We start from the raw sequence: 20,694 nt of genomic DNA, 5'->3' as shown, positions 1-20,694 counted from the left end.
GCCTTCCGGCGGCCTGTTGGCGTTTCCTCGGTATCGTCCTGTCAGGCGGTTGATCCGCCCGTCTTGTCGTCATGTCCGGCGCCGAAGCCTGTCTCTAGGCACTCCGGCGGTAGATGTCCTTGTAACTGTCGCGCAGCATGTTCTTCTGCACCTTGCCCATGGTATTGCGCGGTAGTTCCTCGACGAAGAACACCCGCTTGGGCAGCTTGAACCTGGCCAGCCGGCCCTCGAGTGCTTCAAGGACGGTCTGTTCGGTCAGGCTGGCCCCTTTGGCCGGCACCACCACGGCGGTGACACCCTCGCCGAAATCGGGGTGCGGCACGCCGATGACGGCGCTTTCAACGACGCCCTCGATGGCATCGATCTCGCCCTCGACCTCCTTGGGGTAGACGTTGAAGCCGCCTGATATGACGAGATCCTTGCCGCGGCCGACAATGCTGAGATAGCCGCGCGCATCGATCCGGCCGAGATCGCCGGTGACGAAGTAGCCGTCATGAAATTCGCTCGCGGTCTTCTCCGGCATGCGCCAGTAGCCCTTGGTCACGTTCGGGCCCTTGACCTCGACCATGCCGATCTCACCGGCGGCGAGTTCCGCGCCCGAGGACGGATCGGTGATGCGGATGGCAACCCCCGGCAGGGCGAAGCCGACCGTGCCGGCGACGCGCTCGCCTTCATAGGGGTTCGAGGTGTTCATGCAGGTCTCGGTCATGCCGTAGCGTTCGAGGATGGCATGGCCGGTGCGCTCGAAAAAGGCGCGGTGGGTCTCCTCCAGCAGCGGCGCGGAACCGGAAATGAACAGGCGCATATGGGCCGTCGCGTCGCGGGTCAGGCCGGGCTGGTCGAGCAGCCGGGTATAGAAGGTGGGCACGCCCATCAGGCAGGTGGCCCGGCCCATCAGTTCGATCGCCTCGCGCGGATCGAACCTGGCTCGGAAGAACATCGACGCCCCGCTCAGCAGGACAATGTTCGCCGCCACGAACAGGCCATGGGTGTGGAACAGCGGCAGGGCGTGGATCAGCACGTCTTGGTCGGTGAAGCGCCAGCATTGCTTCAGCGTGCGGGCGTTGGAAAGCAGGTTGCCATGGGTCAGCATGGCGCCCTTGGCGCGGCCGGTGGTGCCGGAGGTGTAGAGGATGGCGGCGAGGTCGTCCGGCCCGCGCGGCACATCGTCGAAGGTCGGCGGGAAGGCGGCGGCGGCAGTGGTCAGCGAGCCGGTGCCGTCGGCACCCAGCGTCTCGACACAGGGCACGCCGAGTTCGTTGGCGAGGCCGCTGGCCTCGGCCTCGATCTCGGGGCGGCAGACGAACAGTGCCGGCGCGGCATCGCCGAGGAAATAGCGCACCTCGTTGAGCGTGTAGCCGGTGTTGAGCGGCAGATAGACCGCGCCCGCCCGTACCGTCGCGAGGTAGAGGGCAAGGCAGGGCCAGGATTTCTCGACCTGTACGGCCACCCGGTCGCCCGGCTTCACGCCGCGCGCGGCGAGCAGGCCGGCGAGCCGCGCGGAAAGCGCCAGCATCTCGCCATAGGAGACGCTGGACCCGTCGGCCAGCAGCGCCAGCGGCTTGGCGGGGGAGGGGGCGGCGGCAGCGAGGGCGGCGAACAGGTGATTTTCGGACATGACGGCTTTTCAGGTGACGGGAACGAGGGCGCGGGAGGCCGGGTCGACCTTGAGTAGCTTGCGCACATTGGCGCTGGCCACCACCTCGCCCTTGGCGGCAAAGGCCTCGTGGTTCTTCTCGATATCGGCCGGGATGTAGCGGTAGTTCACCATCAGCCCGGCCGCCTGCGCGATGCCCTTGGCCGACAGGTCGCCCATGAGGTTGATGCGCTCCAGCCGCGCGCCATTGCCGAGATGGAAGCGGGCGACGGGGTCGACCGGCGTGCCCTTCGCGGTGCGGGCGGCCAGGAAGTAATAGGCCGCGACCGGCCCGAGCACGGCCGCCAGTTCCTCGCGCCGCTCGGCCTTCTCCGCCCAGTCCGGCGTGTCGAGCGTCTCCAGCGCCTTGCGGTCGGCGGCGGACAGAACCACGCTCTGCTCCGCCCGGCGCTCGGCATCCAGCCATTTGCGGAATGCGGGCACCGGCGACAGGGTGACGAAGGTCGAGAGCGAGGGCAGTTCGCGCGCGATCTCCTCCAGCACCTGCTTGATCAGGAAATTGCCGAACGACACGCCGGCAAGCCCCTTCTGGCAGTTGGAAATGGAGTAGAACACCGCGGTGGTGGCGTCCTGCGGCCGCAGCGACTGGCGGGACGGATCGAGAATGGGGACGATGGCGCCGGGGCTTTCCTTCATCAGCGCCACCTCGACGAAGATCAGCGGCTCGTCCACCAAAGCGGGGTGGAAGAAGGCGTAGCAGCGCCGGTCCGGCGAATCGACGCGCGCGCGCAGGTCGTCCCAGCCGCGGATGGCGTGGACCGCCTCGTAGCGGATGATCTTCTCCAGCACATTGGCCGGCGTCGACCAGTCGATGCGCTTGAGCACCAGGAAGCCGCGGTTGAACCAGGACGAGAACAAATGCGCGAAGTCACGGTCGACCTCGGCGAGGTCGCGCCGGCGCACCATCGCCTCCATCAGTTGCTCGCGCATGCGCACCAGGGAGAGCGTGCCGCCCGGGGCGAGGTTGAAGCGGCGGAACAGTTCCTGCCGCCGCGGCTCGCTGGCCCGGTGCAGGTCGGGGGCGGCGGTGACGCCGTCGCGCCCATAGGCGTCGAGCGCCGCGGCCAGCCGCTGCACGTCCGGGCCGAACTTCTCGGCCAGCACCTCGAAGAAGGCGATGCTCTCGCCGGTCTTCATGTGCGCGTAGCGATCGAGGATATCGGCCGCGAGGGCGACACCCGAGGCTTCGCCGCGCCCGGAGAGCAGCGTCTCGCAGCGCTCGGCGAGTGTTTCCACCCGCGTCGCCCCGCTCACGCGCTGCGAGCGGTCGAGCAGCGTGCGGCCGCGCTCGGCGATGGAGTTCAGGAGGTCGGCGACGAAGGAGGTATTCGATCCCATGGCCGTTCCAGCGTTGGATCTTTGCCTGATGGCCGTGCCGGAACACGGCTCCTGCATCGAGTGAAGGGCAAGCTGCATTTAAAGTCAATCATCAAGTATACAAGACGAGGCCTCTTGCATTGCGGCAGGGAAGGTGGCTTTGTTCGCGCGGAGGTATGCCGTGCGTGGTGAACAGACCCCGAGGCTTCGCGAAGCGCTCGAAGAAGACATCGTCGCCGGGCGGCTGCGGCCGGGGCAGAGGCTCGACGAGGCGGGCCTTGCCGAGCGCTTCGGCGTGTCGCGCACGCCGATCCGGGAGGCGCTGATCCAGCTCTCCGCCTCCGGCCTGATCGAGATGCGACCCCGGCGCGGCGCCTATGTCGCGCTGCTCGGGCCGCGCGAACTCGTCGAATCCTTCGAGTTGATGGCCGAGATCGAGGCCGCGTGCGCGCGGCTGGCCGCGCAGCGGCTGGGCGAGGCGGACCGGGCCGCCCTCATCCAGGCGCACGAGGCCTGCTGCGCGGCGGTCGCCGCGGGCGACGACGACGCCTATTATCCCGCCAATGCCCGGTTCCATGTCGCCATCTATGCCGCGACCGGCAACCGCGTGCTGCGGGCCGAGGCGATCCGGCTGCAGACGGCGCTGCAGCCCTATCGCCGGCTCCAGCTGAAGGTGCCGCGGCGGATCGGTACCTCGCTCGCCGAGCACCAGGCCATTCTGGAGGCGCTGCTGGAAGGGGATGGCGGCCGCGCGGCCGAGCGGATCCGCGCCCATGTGCTGGTGCAGGGTGAACGGTTCATGTCGCTGCTCGCCGCCTTGCAGCACGAAGCCGAACTGACCGACTGACGCGGCAAGTTCACCTGGCGCGCCGCGACGCGGCGCCAACGCGGCGGAGGCGGCGACAGGACGGCCGCTTGCCCTGAGAACCGTGGCCTATTCAGGCGCGGCCACGCCCTTCATCAACCATTCCCAGACCGCCTCGAAGTGCCGGTCGAGCGCCTCCGGCTCATGGTAGACGGTGCCGCCGAGCATGGCGTCGGCGGTCGGGATCGACACCAGGCTGTGAATGAGGTGGGCGGCGATGGCCGCCGGGTCGCCCGCCCGCAGCCGACCTTCCGCCTGCGCCGCCGCGACCGTCTCGACCAGGCGCGCCATGAACGGATCGGGCTGCGAGGGAACCGGGCCTGATTTTTCGAACACGACGGCCTCGCTGAAGGTTATGCGCTTCAGCGCGATCAGTTCCGGCTCCATATTGATCGACAGGAAGGTGCGTAACAGGCGTTTCACACGCTCCATCGCCCCGCCGTCGACCGGCGCCAGTTGCTGAAGCCGGGCGAGCGCGCGGGAGCGGGCCTGTTCGACCACCCCTTCGAACAACGCCACCTTGGACGGGAAGCGTCGATAGATCGTGTCCTTGCCCGCGCCACAGAGAGCCGCCACCTGGTCGATCGAGGTGCCGGCGAAACCTCGGGAGGCGAACAGGCGGGTCGCGGTGTCGAGTATCCGCTCGACCGGTTCCTGCGCGTTTCCCCGCGAGGGGCGACCGCCGCGCTGGCCCCGCCGCGCCACCGTCCGTTCGACCATGCTCATCCCCATCGGTGCCGGCGGCGCCGCCGCGTGTCTTCCGCAGGCGATGCCGATTCCTGCCGCGACATACGCCCCATCGCACGGCGTCTCCCATAACTCCAATCGAGACCAATTCCAATTCTAATCTACTGATATCGTGAATGAATAAACTGGACGGAACCGTCCCGTTTAGATATCTCGAATGCCAGCGAAGTCAGGCCGCCCTGTGTGCGCCCCGCACCCCCAGGGGTCGGCAGGACGGGAATGGTTCCGAGGACATGATGAGCCAGCGAATTCTGTTCGGGCGCCGCCACGCCGTCGTCTCCATCGGCACGTTGCTGGTTGCCATGAACGCGGCGTCGAACGGCGCCTCGGCTCAGGACGCCGCCATCCAACTCGATCCCGTCACGGTGGTGGAGGACAGCAGCGATGCCGCCGACAACCGCGACACCCTGCTCGTCAAGCGCACCTCCACCGCCACCCGCACCGACACGCCCATGCTGGAAACGCCGCAATCGGTGACGAGCGTCACGCGCCGCCAGATGGATGAGCAGAACCCGCAGACCGTCGGCGAGGCGTTGCGCTACACCGCCGGCGTGCTGTCGGACCGCGACACCAATGGCCGGTACGATTCCATCTTCATCCGGGGGTTCGGCTCGTTCGGCACCGCGACCAACTATGTCAGCTTTCTCGACGGGCTGAAGCTCCCGCGCGGCCAGGCCTTCGCCCAGACCGCCATCGACCCGTTCCTGCTGGACCGCATCGACGTGCTCAAGGGGCCTTCCGCCGTGCTCTATGGCGCGGTCAGCCCGGGCGGCATCGTCAACCAGATCAGCCGGGCGCCCGCCGCCGAGCCCTATAACGAGGTCCGCCTTGAGGGCGGAACCTATGGCCGCCTCCAGGGCGGCCTCACCTCGCGCGGCGCGCTGACAGAGGATGGCACCTGGCAGTACAGCTTCAGTGCCATCGGCCGTCAGTCCGGCACGCAATATGACGATGTCGACGAAGAGCGGGTCGGGGTCGCGCCGGCGCTGAAATGGCAGCCCAGCGCGGACACCTCGCTGACCCTCTACGGCTACTATCAGAAGGACCCGGACGGCGGCTATTTCAACTCGCTCTATGCGCGCGCGCTGGCGCCGGCAGCCTATCAGCCCTTCCTCAACCGCGATCTCAACATCGGCGATCCGGCTTTCGATTCGTTCGAGCGCGAACAGTACGGCATCGGCTACACGTTCGAGCACCGCTTCGACGAGGTGCTGAGCTTCCGCTCAAGCCTGCGCTATTCCCATGTCGACGTCGATTTCCAGTCGCTGCAGATGGCCGGCCCGATCACCGCCGCCGGGCTCATCCCGCGCTATGCGGTGCAGTCGATCGAGGATGTCGGGGGCATCTCCTCCGACAATCACGCGCAGTTCGACTTCGCAACCGGTGCGATCCAGCACAAGGTGCTCCTCGGCGTCGACTACCAGAACGCGTCGAGCGGCTGGGAATATCTGATGGGCGCGGCGACGCCGCTCAATGTGGTCGCCCCTCAATATGGCCAGCCCGTGGGGCCGCTGGCGACCGTGATCGACAGCGACCAGTCGCTCTGGCAGACGGGCCTCTACGCGCAGGACCAACTCACCTTCGGCGGCTTCCATGCCGTGCTGGGCGTGCGCCATGACTGGCTGCAGCAGGACACCGACAACCTGCTGGCCAATTCCTCCTCGGATCAGGCCAGCGAGGCCACGACCTATCGCGCCGGCCTGCTCTATCTGTTCGACAGCGGACTGGCGCCCTATGCCAGCTACTCCACCTCGTTCGAGCCGGTGATCGGCGTGGACGCCACCGGTGCACCCTTCGTTCCCACCACGGCCGAGCAGTATGAAGTCGGCGTCAAATACCAGCCGCAGGGAATGGATGCGCTATTCACCGTCGCCGCGTTCGATATCCGCCAGCAGAATGTGCTGACGCAGGACGTCATTCCCGGCTTCAACGTACAGCAGGGCGAAGTCCGCTCGCGCGGGCTCGAATTCGAAGCGAGAGGCAATCTGACGAGCAATCTGGAACTGATCGCCGCCGTCACCCTGCTCGACACCACGATCACCCAGTCAACGGTCGCCGCCGATATCGGCAAGCACCCGCAGGCGGTGCCGAACTATTTCAGCTCGTTCTGGGCCAGCTACAGCTTCGACTCAGGCGTGCTCCGGGGCCTGATGGTCGGCGGCGGCGTGCGTGTCGTCGGTTCCAGCTACGCCGACAATGCCAACACGCTGAAGGTCGACGGCTATACGCTGGTCGACGCCGCGCTGCGCTACGATTTCGGGGTTCTGGACGCGCGACTCCAGGGACTGCAGGGCACGCTCAACGTCACCAATCTGCTGGACGTGGATTATTATTCGAGCTGCAGCTCCGGCTACTACTGCCAGTTCGGCAATGGCCGGCTCGTGCTGGCGGGCCTGCGCTACACATGGTAGCCGGCCGCGAATGGGACCGCCGCGGTTTCTGCGCCGCGCTGGCGCTGGGCAGCCTCCTGGGGCCCCGGCCGGCGCGGGCGGATACCAACCTCGCCGTGACGGACATGGCGGGCCGCACGGTCTCGCTGGCCGCGGCGCCGAGGCGGATCGTCCTGCTGGAGGCGCGGGACATCGTCAGCATGGCGCTGCTGCACCCCGACCCGGCCGCGCTCGTCGTGGGCTGGGCGGCGACCGACCGGATCGACAGCCCGGCGCTGCAAGCGCAGCTCCAGCGTGGCCGGCGCATCGAAACCGTCGGGCAAATGACGGCCGACTCAATTTCCCGCGAGAAGATCGCCAGCCTGTCGCCCGATCTCGTGGTGGCGAACTTCTTCATGGCACCGGAAGGGCCGCGCGATCCGCTGGTGGAATGGCTGGAGCGCAACGGCGTTCCGGTGATCTTCAGTGACGCTTCCAGCAATTTCGCCGACGGGGCGCCGGCGGGCGGCCCGCTCGCGGCTCTGCGCCTGCTTATGCGGATGTGGGGCGAGCTTCTCGGCGCGCGCCGGAAGGCGGACGCCTATGCCGCCTTTGTCGACCGCCACGTCGAACGGGTGCGGGGATGTCTGGCCGGCGCCCCGCCCGTCACCACCTATCTGGAAATCCAGTCGACCCTCGATGATTGCTGCTGGGCAGCCGGCAACCGCATCTGGGGCGACCTGCTCGCACTGGCGGGTGGCCGGACCCTGCCGGCGGTGACGGCGCCCTGGTTCCAGAAGCTGCATCTTGAATATCTCATTTCGACGCCGCACGAGGTCTACATCGCCTCAGGCGGAGGCTGGGCCGCCGGCAACCGCCCGGCGGTCGGGCCGGGGCTGGACTCCGACGCGGCGCGGGCGGCGCTGGCGCGCCTCGCCGGCCGCACCGGTTTCGACCAGATGGCGAGCGTGCGCCATGGTCGCGTCCACGCCATCTGGACCGGGCTGATCGGCGTGATGCCGCTCAATATCCTCTTCATCGAGGTCGCCGCCAGATGGCTGCATCCGGAGCGCTGCGGCGAACTGGACCCTGCGGCGACGCTTTCCGCGCTCAATGAGCGCTTCCTGAGCCGGCCGATCGACGGCCCGCTCTGGATCTCGCTGCACGAGGCAGGGAGCGCGCGATGAACACGCCCCGGCTGCCACGCCTCTATCGCGCGACGGCGAGCGTCGTCTTTCCCCGGCTCACCCGGTTTCTCGATCCGATTCTCGACGCCATCGCCACCCATGACATGAGCGTCACCCGGGCTGACGGGGTCTATCAGGTGACAGGCCCGTTCGGGCGCGCGCGCCTCGACGCGCGGCCCGGCCTTCTGCACCTCGCCGTGGAAACGACCGACCGGACGGCGTTCAACCGGCTGAAACACGCGCTGGTCGGACCGATCAGCTTCATCGCCGCCAGCGAGCGGCTGGACATCGTCTGGACCGGGGACATGGTCGGCGCGGCACCGCCGGACGATCTGCGCGTGCTGGAGGTCGCGCAGGCCCGTATGCTGACGCCGCGCATGCGTCGCATCACGTTCCACGGCGACAATCTCGCGCGCTACGACCGCCCGGATCAGCTTCATTGCCGGCTGATCTTCCAGCCGAAAGGGGTCGCGACGCCCGAATGGCCGGCGCTGGACGATCGCGGCCGTGTCGTCTGGCCGGAGCGGCAGACGCTGGCGACGCGGGTCTACACCATCCGCCGCATCGACGCCGCCGCCGGCGAGATCGCCATCGACTTCGCCCTGCATGAGCGGCCCGGGCCCGCCACACGCTGGGCGATGGCGGCCGAACCGGGCGATATCGTCGGCATACTTGGGCCGGCGGCCAATGGCGTGAAGCCCGCCACGTTCCACGTGCTGGCCGGTGACGAAACCGGGCTTCCCGGCGTTGCGCGCATTCTGGAACAACTGCCCGGGGACGCGCGCGGACTGGCGTTCATCGAAATCGACAACCCGTCCGAACAGCAGTTGCTGGCTCATCCGCCCGGTGTCGAACTGCGCTGGCTGCGGCGGGACGGCGCGCCCGCCGGTAGCACCTCGCTGCTTCCCGACGCGGTGCGCTCGGTCGTCTGGCCTGACGATCGCGACGGCGTCTTTTTCTGGGGCGGCTGCGAGCACGGGGCGTTCCGGCAGATCCACCGCATGCTGCGCCGGGAGGTCGGCCTGCCGTCGGAACGCCAGACGTTCTATTCGCACTGGAACCGCACGCTCAGCGAGGAAGAGATCATCGCCACCGGCGCGGAGGCCTATCTGCCATAGTGCCGAACCGTCGGGCGATGGGGCCGCTGAGCGCGTGGAATGGGTCAGCCCCCCTCTGGCGAGAGGCTCCGGCTTGTTGAATTGATGCGTTTTCCTGCCGCGAACCGGTATCCGCTTCGCTCGAAAACGCTCTAGGCGGGCTCCAGCACCCCGTCCGGCACCTGCCCGAAAGTGGCGATCAGAACCGGCGGGTCGGCGTCCCCGCTTTCCGGCTCCACATCGGTCGAGAACGCAATCGCCCCGAGCTTCACCAGGCTCATGCGTTCCGCGATTCGTTCGGCATCGGCGGCGCTGCGAACCTCCATCGGGAGGCCGGCCTTGATCGCACCGCGCTTGCCCGCCACGAAGGGCTGGACGACATAGAAGGTCTTCTTGGTCATGGACGACTCCCGAGTTGGTGCACTCTGGTGCCGGGGGCTCGAACAAATCAAGAACAATCGAGGCCGCGTCCGGATATTTCGCCTTCCTGACCCGATGGCGGCGGCAGGGCGTCCCGTCCGCCTGAAGGCTAGAGTGCGATCCGATCAGATTGAACCAATCTGATCGGATCGCACTCTAACTCTAAGATAGAGAACGCGTTATCCGATCAGCTTGCGATGCAAGCTGATCGGCGCGTGCTCTAGCCGATCTGTTCGATGATGATGGCGCGGACTTGCTCGCGCGTGAGACCGCAGGGCTCCGGCTTCCAATCCGGGCTGGAGCGGACGATGGAAGGGGCGGGCGGGGTAAGCTTGTGAGTACGCATATATCCTCTTGGCCGCGTCGACCCGTGGTCGGCGGCTGACGCTGGTGCGTCGATGGGGGAGTGAAGAAACGGCCCGACATCGCAGCGATGGGGCCCGGCCGCATGAGCGACGACGAAATGTCTAGCGGGCCATTGAGTTGGCAATGTGGCCGCCGGGCGCGGCGGGGGCAGGGGGCTCGCCTCCTCAGGCCGGCGCCGTCAGCGCCCGTGCCGCCAGCGAGACGGCGAGGGTGAGCATGACGATGCCGACGCCGGCATCGAGCACCCGCCAGGCCGCCGGCCGGGCAAACAGCGGCCTCAGAAGCCGAGCGCCATAGCCGAGCGCGGCGAACCAGGCGAAGCTCGCGGCGGCGGCGCCGGCGACGAAAAAGGGGCGGAGCGCCTCCGGCTGGGTCGACCCGGCCGCCCCCATCAGCAGCACCGTGTCGAGATAGACATGCGGATTGAGCAGGGTGAAGCCGGCGGTGGCCAGGAGCGCGCGCGTAAGGGTCGTATCGCCCGCCGCGACGACCGCCATCGCCTCGGGGGACGCCATGCGTCGAAGCGCCCGGACGCCGTACCAGCCGAGGAAGCCGGCACCGGCCAAGGCGAGAAGCGTGGTGAACCGCGGCACGGCGGCGAGGAAGGCGCCCACTCCGGCCACGCCGGCGCCGATGAGCAGCGCGTCGGCGGCGCCGCAGAACAGCACGATGGCGCCCACATGCTCTCGCCGCAACCCCTGCCGCAGAACGAAGAGGTTCTGCGCGCCAATGGCGACGATGAGCGCGGCCGAGAGCAGGAAGCCGGTGGCGAAGGGCATGAGGACATGTGTCATGCCGCGTTCGTGGAGCGTGCCGCCGATCAAGTAAAACTTGTTTTTCTAAGCCTGATGAAGCCCCACTTCATTCAGCCCGGATGGCCCCTCGCGTGCCCTCGGGGGACATGAAGGCGGGTCGGGGTACGCCGCCTCATCCGCGACCGGCCCGATTGCACGCCGTCACGGCGCCGACGCGCCGCACACCGATATCACCACATTGCGCAGCCAACGATGCGCCGGATCGGCATCCATGCGGGGATGCCACATCGCCGAGACCACGATCTCCGGCGTGGTGACCGGAAGCTCGAAGCTGGCCAGCCCCTGCACGAAGGATTCATCGCCGAGGCACGAGCGGGGGATGAGCGCCACCAGCTCCGACTGACGGGCGATGCGCAGGGCATCCGGAAAGCCCGGCACGACGGCGACGATCTCCCGGCGAAGCCCGAGCCTTTCCAGTGCCTCGTCAACAGGTCCCGTGAAACTGCCCCTGCGCGAGACCACCACATGCCGGGCGGCGGCATAGCGTTGCGGCGTCACCGGGGCGGAGAGCAGCGTATGCCCGGCCCGCACCACGCCGATGAATCGGTCGCGGAAGAGGAAATGGGTGCGCACTTCCGGCGCGAAGGCGCCGAGCACGCCGATTTCGAGGTCGACCACTCCTTCCCTGAGCGGCGCGGAGTCCTTCATCGGCTTGGGGGCGAAGCGCAGCCGCGCATGTGGCGCCGCAGCGATGACCGTCGAGATCAGCGGGGCGGAGAACAGCCCGACAAAGCCTTCATTGGCGCGCAGGGTGAAGGTTCGATCGAGCGTGGCCAGATCCAGACCTTCGTCCTGCGGGCTGAGGACGTCCCGCGCCTCCCGCGCCAGTGTGTGAACCCGGTCGCGCAACGCGATCGCGCGCGGCGTCGGCACAAGCCCGCGCCCGGCGCGCACCAGCAATGGATCGCCGGTCGCGAACCGCAGGCGCGCAAGGGTCCGGCTCATCGCCGACGAACTCAGGCCGAGACGCCGCGCGGCGCCCGTCACGCTGCCTTCGGTCAGGAGCGCGTCCAGCGCGGGAAGCAGATTGAGGTCGGTGGTGTCCATGGCAGGACTCTACACTGCCCGCCCAGACCGACATAGCACATGACGCAACTATTGTTTGCATCATGTGCGTCTGGTGCATCTTCTCGCGCGTCAGCATGTTGGCTGCCGACAATGAAGAAAGGCACCCCCATGATCCCGACAAACGCAAACCGAACGGCCGGCACCCTCCTGCTCGTGGGCGCCTCGCGCGGCCTCGGCCACGCCATGGCGGCGGAGTTCCTGAAGCAGGGCTGGACCGTCATCGGCACCGTGCGCGGCACCCACCATACCTTGCTGCACGACCTCGCCGACGCTCATCCCGGCCGCGTCGAGATCGAGCAGCTCGACGTGACCGAACCGGACCAGATCGCCGCTCTGCACCAGCGGCTCGCCGGGCGCACCATCGACATCCTGTTCGTGAATGCGGGAACCGCCAACGCCGATCAGGGGCAGACCGTCGCCGAGGTGTCGACCGAGGAGTTCGTCCACGTGATGGTCACCAATGCGCTGGGTCCGATGCGGGTGGTCGAAGGCTTGCAGGACCGCGTGTCGCCGGTCGGCGTGATCGGCATCATGTCGTCGGGACAGGGTAGCGTCGCGAACAACACCAAGGGCGGACACGAGGTTTATCGCGGCTCCAAGGCGGCGCTGAACCAGTATATGCGCAGCTACGCGGCCCGCCATGCCGGGGAACCGCGCGCCCTGGTGCTGGCCGCCCCCGGCTGGATCCGCACCGAGCTGGGCGGGCCCGATGCGCCCTTCGGCCTCGAAGAGACCGCGCCGCAGATCGTGGCCATGCTCCTCGCGCAGCGGGGCAAGCCCGGTCTTCGCTATCTGGACCGCGAGGGCCGCGCCGTTCCCTGGTGACGCCGCCCGCAGGGCTCACTTGCGGAGACCGCTCGGGAGGCGCCATGCACCGCGCCGGTGCCTTCGGTGGCGGGCCGTGGCTGCATGGTCGGGCCGCGGAGAGCCTCGATCCCGCGCGCCTGTCGCCCCTGCGGGAGAGAGCGGCGCACACAGATACAGTCGGCCGCCGATGCAAAGCGGTAGAACTTCACCACAAAAAGGCCGGCGCCGATTGACACTGCGGAACCAGCCCCGCCATGATCTCCCGGCGCGATACACGGTGCACCTCGGACGGAATGCCAGGCCGATGTCGGAAAATGATGAACTTTTCCCTCAAAGGTTACGCACCTGGCGTCGACTGAGCGGCATGAAGCAGATTGCCCTGGCTGACATGCTCGGCGTGTCCCAGGCGGCCGTTTCCTACTGGGAGACCGGGCGCGACCGGCCATCACCCGATCTCATGAAGCGCATCAGCGACATGATCTCCGGCACCAGTTTCGGTGAGGTCGCGCTGGAGCGCGTGTTCACCCAACGCCAACCCGGAATCATGGCGCTCTATGATTTTGAAGGCATACGCTTCGTGGCGGCGTCCCGGGGCTATCGCGCGCTGTGGCCGGGCATGTCGCTCCTGCAGGGCAAATCGTTCGCCAACCATCTTGTGAACGAATCCGGATTGCTGCTGGCCAACGAGGCTCTCAGGAAGGACATCGCATCCGGCAAGCTGGCCCTTATCAGCGGTGTGAGCGACCGACATACCGACATAATCGTCGACGCCGAAGTTCGTCATGAATGGAACATCCGTTTCCGCCGTTTCGGGCCCAGGACCCTGATGTCCATCTCCTATGAGCCGTGCGGCAAGACGGTGCCGGTGGGCGTCACCGAAATCATCTATTTCGACGATCTGAAATAGGTCGCCGCCGGCGCTGGCCGAGGCGGTGACCGCTCTCGGCAAGCACACGTGCTGCTTGACCAAGCCGCAGACAGACCGGATGGCCCGGGCGGCTGGGGGAGGATTGACGCATGGGCGGTGAGCCCACCGCCGCAGCAGGTGCCGCCTGTCATGAAGCCGAAGCTTATAAAATATAACTTCGAAGCGCGTAATTGTAACAGTCACTACTTGGTAAGACTGGGGCGCGCACGAAAGGCGTTCACAGGTCACGTCGACCGGTCAATCCGAATTCTTGCTGATCGACCTCCGATCGGTCTTGTTACTGGCGATTTATCATCAAGGGGTAGTCATGTCTTCCGCTTCCGGCACAACGACGACGATCGCGTGGCTTTGGGGCACCAATACGGTGGTATCTTTCGAGCCCGCCACGGATGTCCTCGACTTCGGCTGGTTCTCCTCGACCAACTTCACCCTCTCTGAAGAAAACGGTTCGGTCGTCATCTCCATCCCCTCCAATAACCAGACCTACAGGCTGGAAGGCGTGAGGCTCGCCGATCTGTCCCTGGCAAACATCACCGCCCGCGACGCCTCGGCGCTCGTGGCCTGGCAGGCGGCGCTCGACGCCGCCGGCAGCGACAGTTCCGGTGGCGACGACAGCACCGATGACGACACCGCACCGGACACCGATGACGGCAATGGCGATGGCGCCACCGCCGCCTATGCGACCGCCTGGTCGGCCAGCGACGTCTATACCGGCGGCGATCGGGTCAGCATCGGCAATCTGGTTTACCAGGCCGGCTGGTGGACGCAGGGCGAAGACCCCTCCGCCGGCAGCTCGGTGTGGACCCTCGTCGGCTACATGGACACCACCCCGGTGGTGCCCGACGCGCCGGAGGACCTTTATGCAGCCGGCACCTCCGCCTCCACCACCGTGCTGGTGTGGGACGCGGCCGAGGTGAACGGGGTCGGCACGGTCAATACCTACCAGATCTATCAGGATGGCAACCTGATCGGCACCACCAGTTCCACCTACTACAAGGTCACGGGGCTGGATCCGTCCACCAGCTATTCCTTCACCATCGTCGCGGTCGACGAAGCGGGGGCTTCCGAGGCCTCGGAAGTGCTCAGCGTGAGCACGGCGGCGGAAGGCACCGGCGCGGGCGACAAGACCTTCTCGCCCTACATCGATATGTCGCTGTCCAGCAGCCAGAACGTGGTCGAGATCGTCTCGGCCGCCGGCCTCGGCGCCGTCACCCTCGCCTTCGTCCTGTCCTCCGGCACCGATACGCTGGGCTGGGGCGGCAGCGGGACCATTGCCGGTGACACCCTGCCCAATGGCACCACCATTCTCTCGCAGGTCGAACAGCTCCAGGCCATGGGCGTGGACGTGACCATCTCGCTCGGCGGCGCCAATGGCCAGGAGGGGGCGCTCACCTTCTCCAGCGCCGAGGCTCTGGCCGCCGCCTACCAGGAGATCGTCGACCGCTATCACGTCTCCCGGCTCGACTTCGACATCGAGGGATCGGCGATCGCCAACGACGCCGCCAACGCGCTGCGCAACGAGGCGCTGGTGCTGCTGCAGGCTGCAAATCCCGAGCTGGAAGTGTCGTTCACCCTGCCGGTGCTCACCACCGGCCTGACCCAGGACGGCGTCGACCTTCTCGCCGCCGCCATGGCAGCGGGGGTGGAGGTCTCCAATGTCAACATCATGGCGATGGACTACGGCGAATATTACGACACCGGCGACATGGGCGCCGACGCCATTTCCGCCGCGCTGGCCACCATCGCCCAGCTTGACAGCATCGGCCTCGACAGCCCCATCGTCATCACCGTGATGATCGGCATCAACGACGTGACCTCCGAAGTGTTCACCCTGGAGGATGCCCAGCAATTGGTCGCTTTCGCTGAGGCGAATGACGCGGTTGCCGGCATCTCCATGTGGTCGCTCAGCCGCGACAACGATTCCGCCACCGGCTACGTCTCGCCGACCGGCAGCGGCATCGTTCAGGACACCTATGCCTTCGCCGAGATATTCAAGACGATTTCCGACAGCACGGACGCCGGCACATCCGATGGCGACACCTCCAGTCCCGGCGGCGACAGTGACGAGGGCGTCGGCGACGGGACCGGCACCGGTGAGTCCGGCGACACCGAGACTGGCGACACCGAGACTGGCGAGACGGACACGGACGACACGGACACGGACGACACTGGCGGGACCGGCGACACCGACACGGACGACACCGGGAACACGGACACCGGAGGCGACGGGACGGCGACAACCACCACCACCGCCATCACCTGGGCGTGGGGCAGCGACACCGTCCTGTCCTTCGATCCGGCCAGCGACACGCTCGATTTCGGCTGGATGTCGGCGGACGCGTTCTCGGTGTCGGAAACGGGCGGCGCGGTCGTCATCGACATCGCCGGCAACAACCAGAGCTATACGCTGGACGGGGTGACGCTCGCCGACATGTCGATCGACGACATCTTGGCCAAGGACGCGACCGCGCTGGCCGAATGGCAGGCACTCCTCGATGCCGCCGATGAGGCGGTGGCGGATCAGATGGCGGCCGCAACCGTGCCCGTCGCCCATGCGCTGCACGGCTCGGACGACCTCGTCTGAAGCCGGGGCAACCGCAACGCCGCAGGCGGCGCCGCGCCGCCTGCGGAAGGCTGCACATCGTGCCGATGGCGGCGCGTCCGCTGTGCGGATTTTCTGCGGGCCTTCCCGGTGTTACCCGCGCGGCCGGTCCAGAACCTCGCTTATGCCGAGTTCGGGATAGAGGGCCGCCACTTGCCGCACATCGTCGTTGAGCCGGGCGATGATCCAGTCGCGCAGATCGGCCACGATGGGCCGCAGCGGGCGGTCGCGCGAGCGCACGAACTGGCAGTGACGCTGCGTCACCCGCGCCCGCGGGCCGGCCGGCACCAGGGCCTGCGTGCGCAGCCAGTGGCAGGCGACGTTCAGCCAGCCGAGCGCCACCCCCTGGCCGAGCATGGCGGCCTGCACCACGATCGCATAGTCGGAGAAGATCATCGAATTGGCCGCCGCGCCGGAATTTCCGGGAAAGAACACATGCGACCAGTCCGGCGCGGTCTCGACGACATTTATCAGCGTCTCGATCGCCGCGACCGCGTCCCGCGCCGAGCCGCTCTGGCCATCGCGGTAGCCGGGACTGCAGATCGGCACCAGGATTTCCGGCATGATGTAGTGCGCTTCGTGCCGCTCATCCGCGCCGTCGACGAAACGCATGCCGAGATCGACATCGGTCACCGGCCCCGATACGGCCGACATGATGAGCTGGAAGCGCAGGTCCAGCGAGGGAAAGGCCCGCTTGATCTCCGCCATGTGCGGCATGATCCAGTGCGTGGTGAAACCGGTGGATACCGACAGCGTGACCGTCTCCATCCCGGTCTTGCGGTCCTCGATCTCCCGCAGCGCATGCTCGATGCCGGAAAAGCCGCGCGAGATCGCCTCGTAAAGGATGCGCCCGGCCTCGGTCAGCGTCACCCCGCCGAGGATGCGCTCGAACAGGGTGATGCCGAGATGATCTTCGAGCCGCCCCATCATCCGGCTCACCGCCGCCGGGGTCACATTGAGCTCTTCGGCCGCACGGGCGAAACTGCCGCAGCGTGCCGCCGCCTCGAAGGTGAAGAAGCCGTTCATGGACGGCAGGGCCAGACGAAGCTTGCGCATTACATAATGTAACGTTGCGCACATTTTTTTTCAATTGAATATGCCCGGGAACGTTGGTCTGCTGCGGCTAACGAATGCAGAACGCAGAACGGTGAAACGGCATCGCGGCCTCGGTTGGCACCCGTGCGGAAGGCGGGGATGGCGGCACTGGCCCCGCCTAATCGATGTAATGCCGTCCTTCGCTTCCGGATCGGGAAGACATGAACAGGCTGATGTTACGGGACACGGTGGGCGTCACCATCCGTTCCGCTTCCAAATATTACGGAAGCTTCCGCGCCCTCGACGAGATCGACCTTGAGGTCGGGCCCGGCGAGTTCGTCTCCATCCTCGGGCCGTCGGGCTCCGGCAAGACCACGCTGCTCGGCATCCTCGGCGGCTTCGTCCAGCCCAGCTCGGGCACCATCCATCTCGGCCCACGCGACATCACCAACGAGCCGCCGCACAAGCGCGACATCGGCATCGTGTTCCAGAACTACGCACTGTTCCCGCATATGAACGTGGCGGAAAACGTGACCTTTCCGCTGCGCGCCCGGCGCATGCCGAAGGCCGAATGGCCGGAACGGCTGAAGGCGGCGCTGGACATGGTGGAACTCGGCGGCTTCGGCGAGCGCAAGATCCACGAACTGTCCGGTGGCCAGCGCCAGCGGGTCGCCCTTGCCCGCGCGATGATCTTCGAGCCGCGGCTGATCCTGATGGACGAGCCGCTCTCGGCCCTCGACAAGCAGTTGCGCGAGACCATGCAGATCGAACTCAAGCATCTGCACCGGAAGCTTGCCGCGACCATGATCTATGTGACGCATGACCAGCGCGAGGCGCTGACCATGAGCGACCGCATCGCCATCATGAACAAGGGGCGTCTGGTCCAGGTCGACACGCCGGAAAGGCTGCACGACAACCCGGTGGATTCCTTCGTCGCCGGGTTCATCGGCGAGGCCGCGCTGCTGCCGGTGCGCCGCCGCGACGATCGCTCGGTCGACCTCGACGGCACGACGCTGGTTTCCTCGCGCCCCGTTCCGGACCATCCGAACCTGTTTCTGGTGGTTCATTCCGAGAAGCTGGTCATTGTCCCCGATGCCGGGGAGGGCGCGCCGAACCGGCTCGTCGGCACCGTCAGCGAGACGCTCTACCAGGGCGAGAGCATCCGCATCTTCTTCGATCTCGACAGCGGCGCGCGTCTGAGCCTGCGCGTGCCCGGCAACCACCACGGGCGCGCGCTGCTGAGGGCGCCGGGCGAACGCATCGCCGTCGCCATCCACCCGGACGACACCATCGTGGTGCCGCCGGCGGCCTGAGATTCCTGTTTCCGGTCTCCCCAAAAGGAAAATGCAGAGATGAAGTTCACGGATTTCAAGGTCATGTCGTTCGACATCGTCGGCACGCTGATCGACTTCGAAACCGGCATCCTGACCGCCGTGCGGACGCTGGGCGGGCCGAAGGCCGCCGCGGCGAGCGACGAGGAGATATTCGAGCCCTACAAGCGCGGGCGCGACAAGTTCTACGGACGCTCCTCCTTCGCGATGAAGGACGTGTATCTCTCGCTCGCCAATGAATGCGGCTTCAACGCCGACGAGGCGACCGCGCACGCCTTCCAGCTTTCCGTGCTGCGCTGGCCCGCTTTCGCCGATTCCGTGGAGGCGCTGCGCCGGCTGAGGAAGACCTACCGGCTGGTCGCGATGACCAATGCCGACCGCACCGCCTTCTCGGCCTATTCGGCGACGCTTCACAACCCGTTCCATGACAGCGTCACCTGCGACGAGACCGGCTGCGCCAAGCCGGACCCGCGCTTCTTCGCCTTCAACCGGGGACGCCAGTCGGCGCTCGGCTTCCAGCAGTCGGAAATCCTGCATGTGGCGCAGAGCCAGCACCACGATATCGGCGTCGCCAAGGCCGAGGGCTATACCGTGTGCTGGATCGAGCGGCGACAGGGGCTCGAGGGTTTCGGTGGCACGCCCGACCCCACGGTGCTGACGCGGCCGGACTACCATTTCGCCTCGCTGAAGCAACTGGCAGACGCCGTCGACGCCGAACGCGCCGACGACCGCGTCGCGGCCTGATCCGCAGGGCGGACCGGATCATGCTCCCCCAGCCCCCGCCGGCCGATGCCGCCTCGCTGTGGCAGGCGACATCCCTCGCGCGGCCGTCCTTCGGCCGCCTGAGCGGCGAGCGGAGCTTCGACGTCATCGTCATCGGCGGTGGGTATACGGGGCTGTCGACGGCGCACTATCTCGCCAGGGCGGGGCTGGCGCCGGTGGTGCTGGAGGCCAACCGCATCGGCTGGGGGGCGAGCGGGCGCAATGGCGGCGTGGTATCCGGCAAGTTCCGCGTCGGTTTCAAGGATATCGCCGCGCGGCACGGCCTCGATGTCGCGCAGCGGATGCATGGTCTCGGCGTTGAGGCGATCGAACATGTCGGCGAATTGATCGACGAACTGGGCCTTGAGGGTGCGGATTATCGGCCCACCGGCTCGCTGCGCTGCGCCCACAATGCCCGTTCGTTCGCCATGCTGAGGAGCGAGGCGGCCTGGCTGCGCGACGTGCTCGGCGATACCGCCGTGTCGATCCGCGACGCGGGAGAGGTGGCGGCGGAAACCGGATCAGGCGGTTTCGTCGGCGGCATGCTCAATACCCATGGCGGCGTCATCCACCCGTTGAACTTCCTGCTGGGTGTCGCCGGGGCGCTGGAGAGGCGGGGCATCGCCGTTCACGAGAACACCGCGGTCGCGCGCGTCCGCCGCGAGGGGGATGGGGTGGTCGCGGAGATCCCGGACGGACAGGTCCGTGCCCGGCAGGTTGTCCTTGCCACCAATTCCTACTCCGACCTCACGCCGGCGACGGCGGCGCTGCGCACGTCGATCATCCCGTTCCGCTCGGCGATGATCGCGACGGAGCCTCTTGCCGGCACGCCCGGCGCCGGGCTGCTGGCGAGCGGACGCAGCTACACCGAGACGCGGCGCATGATGCGCTGGTTCCGCAAGTCGGGGGATCGCCTGCTCTATGGCGGGCGCGGCGCCTTCGGCAGGACCGACAGCGACTCCGCCTTCGCGGCGCTGGAGAAGGCCATGGTGCAGCAATTTCCCGAACTTGCGGGGGTAGAGGTGACCCATCGCTGGTCGGGACTGGTCGCGATGACGCTGGACAGCGTGCCGCATCTGGGGCGGCTGGACGACCGGGTCGTCTATTCGGTCGGCTATAACGGCACCGGGGTGGCGCTCGCCTCGGCGATCGGGCGCCACGTCGCCGCGCTGGTCACCGGCGCGAAGCCCGATCTCGGCTTGCCGACGCGCCTGCCGCTCCATCCCATCCCGCTCTACGGACTGCGCGCGCCCGCCGTCCGCCTCGTCGCGGGCTGGTACCAGTTTCTCGACGCCATCGGGCGATGACGCGCCGCGACCAT

Annotated in this window: 17 protein-coding genes; 10 read left to right on the top strand and 7 right to left on the bottom strand. The window is 67.3% G+C overall.

The genetic code is table 11. The annotated features are described in order from the left end of the window. Positions 1 to 94 precede the first annotated feature (94 nt). Positions 95 to 1,618 carry a malonate--CoA ligase gene (locus KHC23_RS12220; protein WP_213372849.1) on the bottom strand — a complete coding sequence of 508 codons (1,524 nt, stop codon included), beginning with the start codon at positions 1,616 to 1,618 and terminating at the stop codon, positions 95 to 97. Between the two features lie 9 nt (positions 1,619 to 1,627). After that, a complete protein-coding gene (locus KHC23_RS12215; RefSeq protein ID WP_213372847.1) occupies positions 1,628 to 2,995 on the bottom strand; it encodes a malonyl-CoA decarboxylase in 1,368 nt (455 codons plus the stop codon). 160 nt (positions 2,996 to 3,155) lie between these two features. Between KHC23_RS12215 and KHC23_RS12210 the strand changes: the two genes are divergently transcribed. After that, the gene (locus tag KHC23_RS12210; protein WP_213372846.1) at positions 3,156 to 3,821 is read left to right on the top strand and encodes a GntR family transcriptional regulator; all 666 of its coding nucleotides are present in this window, start codon (positions 3,156 to 3,158) and stop codon (positions 3,819 to 3,821) included. Between the two features lie 87 nt (positions 3,822 to 3,908). Here the strand turns inward: KHC23_RS12210 and KHC23_RS12205 are convergent, their stop codons facing one another. Next, positions 3,909 to 4,559: a TetR/AcrR family transcriptional regulator gene (locus tag KHC23_RS12205; protein WP_213372844.1), complete on the bottom strand. Its 651-nt coding sequence runs from the start codon at positions 4,557 to 4,559 to the stop codon at positions 3,909 to 3,911. 263 nt (positions 4,560 to 4,822) lie between these two features. On the opposite strand from KHC23_RS12205, the gene KHC23_RS12200 reads away from it, so the two are divergent. Genes KHC23_RS12200 through KHC23_RS12190 form a run of 3 tightly spaced genes read left to right on the top strand, consistent with a single transcriptional unit; the run spans position 4,823 to position 9,260 of the window. After that, on the top strand, positions 4,823 to 6,997 hold the full coding sequence (locus KHC23_RS12200) for a TonB-dependent siderophore receptor (protein WP_213372842.1): 2,175 nt from the start codon (positions 4,823 to 4,825) through the stop codon (positions 6,995 to 6,997). Further along, the gene (locus KHC23_RS12195; RefSeq protein WP_213372840.1) at positions 6,991 to 8,142 is read left to right on the top strand and encodes an ABC transporter substrate-binding protein; all 1,152 of its coding nucleotides are present in this window, start codon (positions 6,991 to 6,993) and stop codon (positions 8,140 to 8,142) included. Before KHC23_RS12200 ends, KHC23_RS12195 begins: the two co-directional genes overlap by 7 nt. Beyond that, positions 8,139 to 9,260, top strand: a complete 1,122-nt coding sequence (locus KHC23_RS12190; protein WP_213372838.1) for a siderophore-interacting protein — start codon at positions 8,139 to 8,141, stop codon at positions 9,258 to 9,260. Before KHC23_RS12195 ends, KHC23_RS12190 begins: the two co-directional genes overlap by 4 nt. Positions 9,261 to 9,391: 131 nt before the next feature. Here KHC23_RS12190 and KHC23_RS12185 read toward each other — a convergent pair whose 3' ends face one another. The 3 genes from KHC23_RS12185 to KHC23_RS12175 form a co-directional block, all read right to left on the bottom strand. Continuing rightward, positions 9,392 to 9,640, bottom strand: coding sequence for a hypothetical protein (locus KHC23_RS12185; protein ID WP_213372836.1), 249 nt, complete (start codon positions 9,638 to 9,640; stop codon positions 9,392 to 9,394). Between the two features lie 549 nt (positions 9,641 to 10,189). Beyond that, complete coding sequence (locus tag KHC23_RS12180; protein WP_213372834.1) at positions 10,190 to 10,819, bottom strand: LysE/ArgO family amino acid transporter; 630 nt, start codon at positions 10,817 to 10,819, stop codon at positions 10,190 to 10,192. A gap of 162 nt (positions 10,820 to 10,981) precedes the next feature. Next, positions 10,982 to 11,887 carry a LysR family transcriptional regulator gene (locus KHC23_RS12175; protein ID WP_213372832.1) on the bottom strand — a complete coding sequence of 302 codons (906 nt, stop codon included), beginning with the start codon at positions 11,885 to 11,887 and terminating at the stop codon, positions 10,982 to 10,984. 129 nt (positions 11,888 to 12,016) lie between these two features. On the opposite strand from KHC23_RS12175, the gene KHC23_RS12170 reads away from it, so the two are divergent. The 3 genes from KHC23_RS12170 to KHC23_RS12160 all read left to right on the top strand — a co-directional run bounded on the left by KHC23_RS12170 (position 12,017) and on the right by KHC23_RS12160 (position 16,227). After that, complete coding sequence (locus KHC23_RS12170) at positions 12,017 to 12,733, top strand: SDR family oxidoreductase (protein ID WP_213372823.1); 717 nt, start codon at positions 12,017 to 12,019, stop codon at positions 12,731 to 12,733. Between the two features lie 286 nt (positions 12,734 to 13,019). Continuing rightward, complete coding sequence (locus KHC23_RS12165) at positions 13,020 to 13,622, top strand: helix-turn-helix domain-containing protein (RefSeq protein ID WP_213372821.1); 603 nt, start codon at positions 13,020 to 13,022, stop codon at positions 13,620 to 13,622. A gap of 328 nt (positions 13,623 to 13,950) precedes the next feature. Further along, positions 13,951 to 16,227: a fibronectin type III domain-containing protein gene (locus tag KHC23_RS12160; protein ID WP_213372819.1), complete on the top strand. Its 2,277-nt coding sequence runs from the start codon at positions 13,951 to 13,953 to the stop codon at positions 16,225 to 16,227. A gap of 111 nt (positions 16,228 to 16,338) precedes the next feature. Here KHC23_RS12160 and KHC23_RS12155 read toward each other — a convergent pair whose 3' ends face one another. Further along, the gene (locus tag KHC23_RS12155) at positions 16,339 to 17,301 is read right to left on the bottom strand and encodes a LysR family transcriptional regulator (protein ID WP_213372809.1); all 963 of its coding nucleotides are present in this window, start codon (positions 17,299 to 17,301) and stop codon (positions 16,339 to 16,341) included. 200 nt (positions 17,302 to 17,501) lie between these two features. Here KHC23_RS12155 and KHC23_RS12150 point away from each other — a divergent pair, with 200 nt between their 5' ends. Genes KHC23_RS12150 through KHC23_RS12140 form a run of 3 tightly spaced genes read left to right on the top strand, consistent with a single transcriptional unit; the run spans position 17,502 to position 20,680 of the window. Then, positions 17,502 to 18,593 carry an ABC transporter ATP-binding protein gene (locus tag KHC23_RS12150; protein WP_213372807.1) on the top strand — a complete coding sequence of 364 codons (1,092 nt, stop codon included), beginning with the start codon at positions 17,502 to 17,504 and terminating at the stop codon, positions 18,591 to 18,593. 39 nt (positions 18,594 to 18,632) lie between these two features. Beyond that, entirely contained in the window at positions 18,633 to 19,355 is a 723-nt protein-coding gene (locus KHC23_RS12145; protein WP_213372805.1) for an HAD-IA family hydrolase, read from the top strand. Between the two features lie 20 nt (positions 19,356 to 19,375). Continuing rightward, the gene (locus KHC23_RS12140) at positions 19,376 to 20,680 is read left to right on the top strand and encodes an NAD(P)/FAD-dependent oxidoreductase (protein ID WP_213372803.1); all 1,305 of its coding nucleotides are present in this window, start codon (positions 19,376 to 19,378) and stop codon (positions 20,678 to 20,680) included. Positions 20,681 to 20,694: the final 14 nt, after the last annotated feature.

Origin of the sequence: Ancylobacter dichloromethanicus (assembly GCF_018390645.1) — a bacterium.
Lineage (GTDB): Bacteria > Pseudomonadota > Alphaproteobacteria > Rhizobiales > Xanthobacteraceae > Ancylobacter > Ancylobacter dichloromethanicus.
The sequence above is the reverse complement of the archived record's forward strand: the minus strand, read 5'-3'. Positions and strand labels throughout refer to the sequence as shown.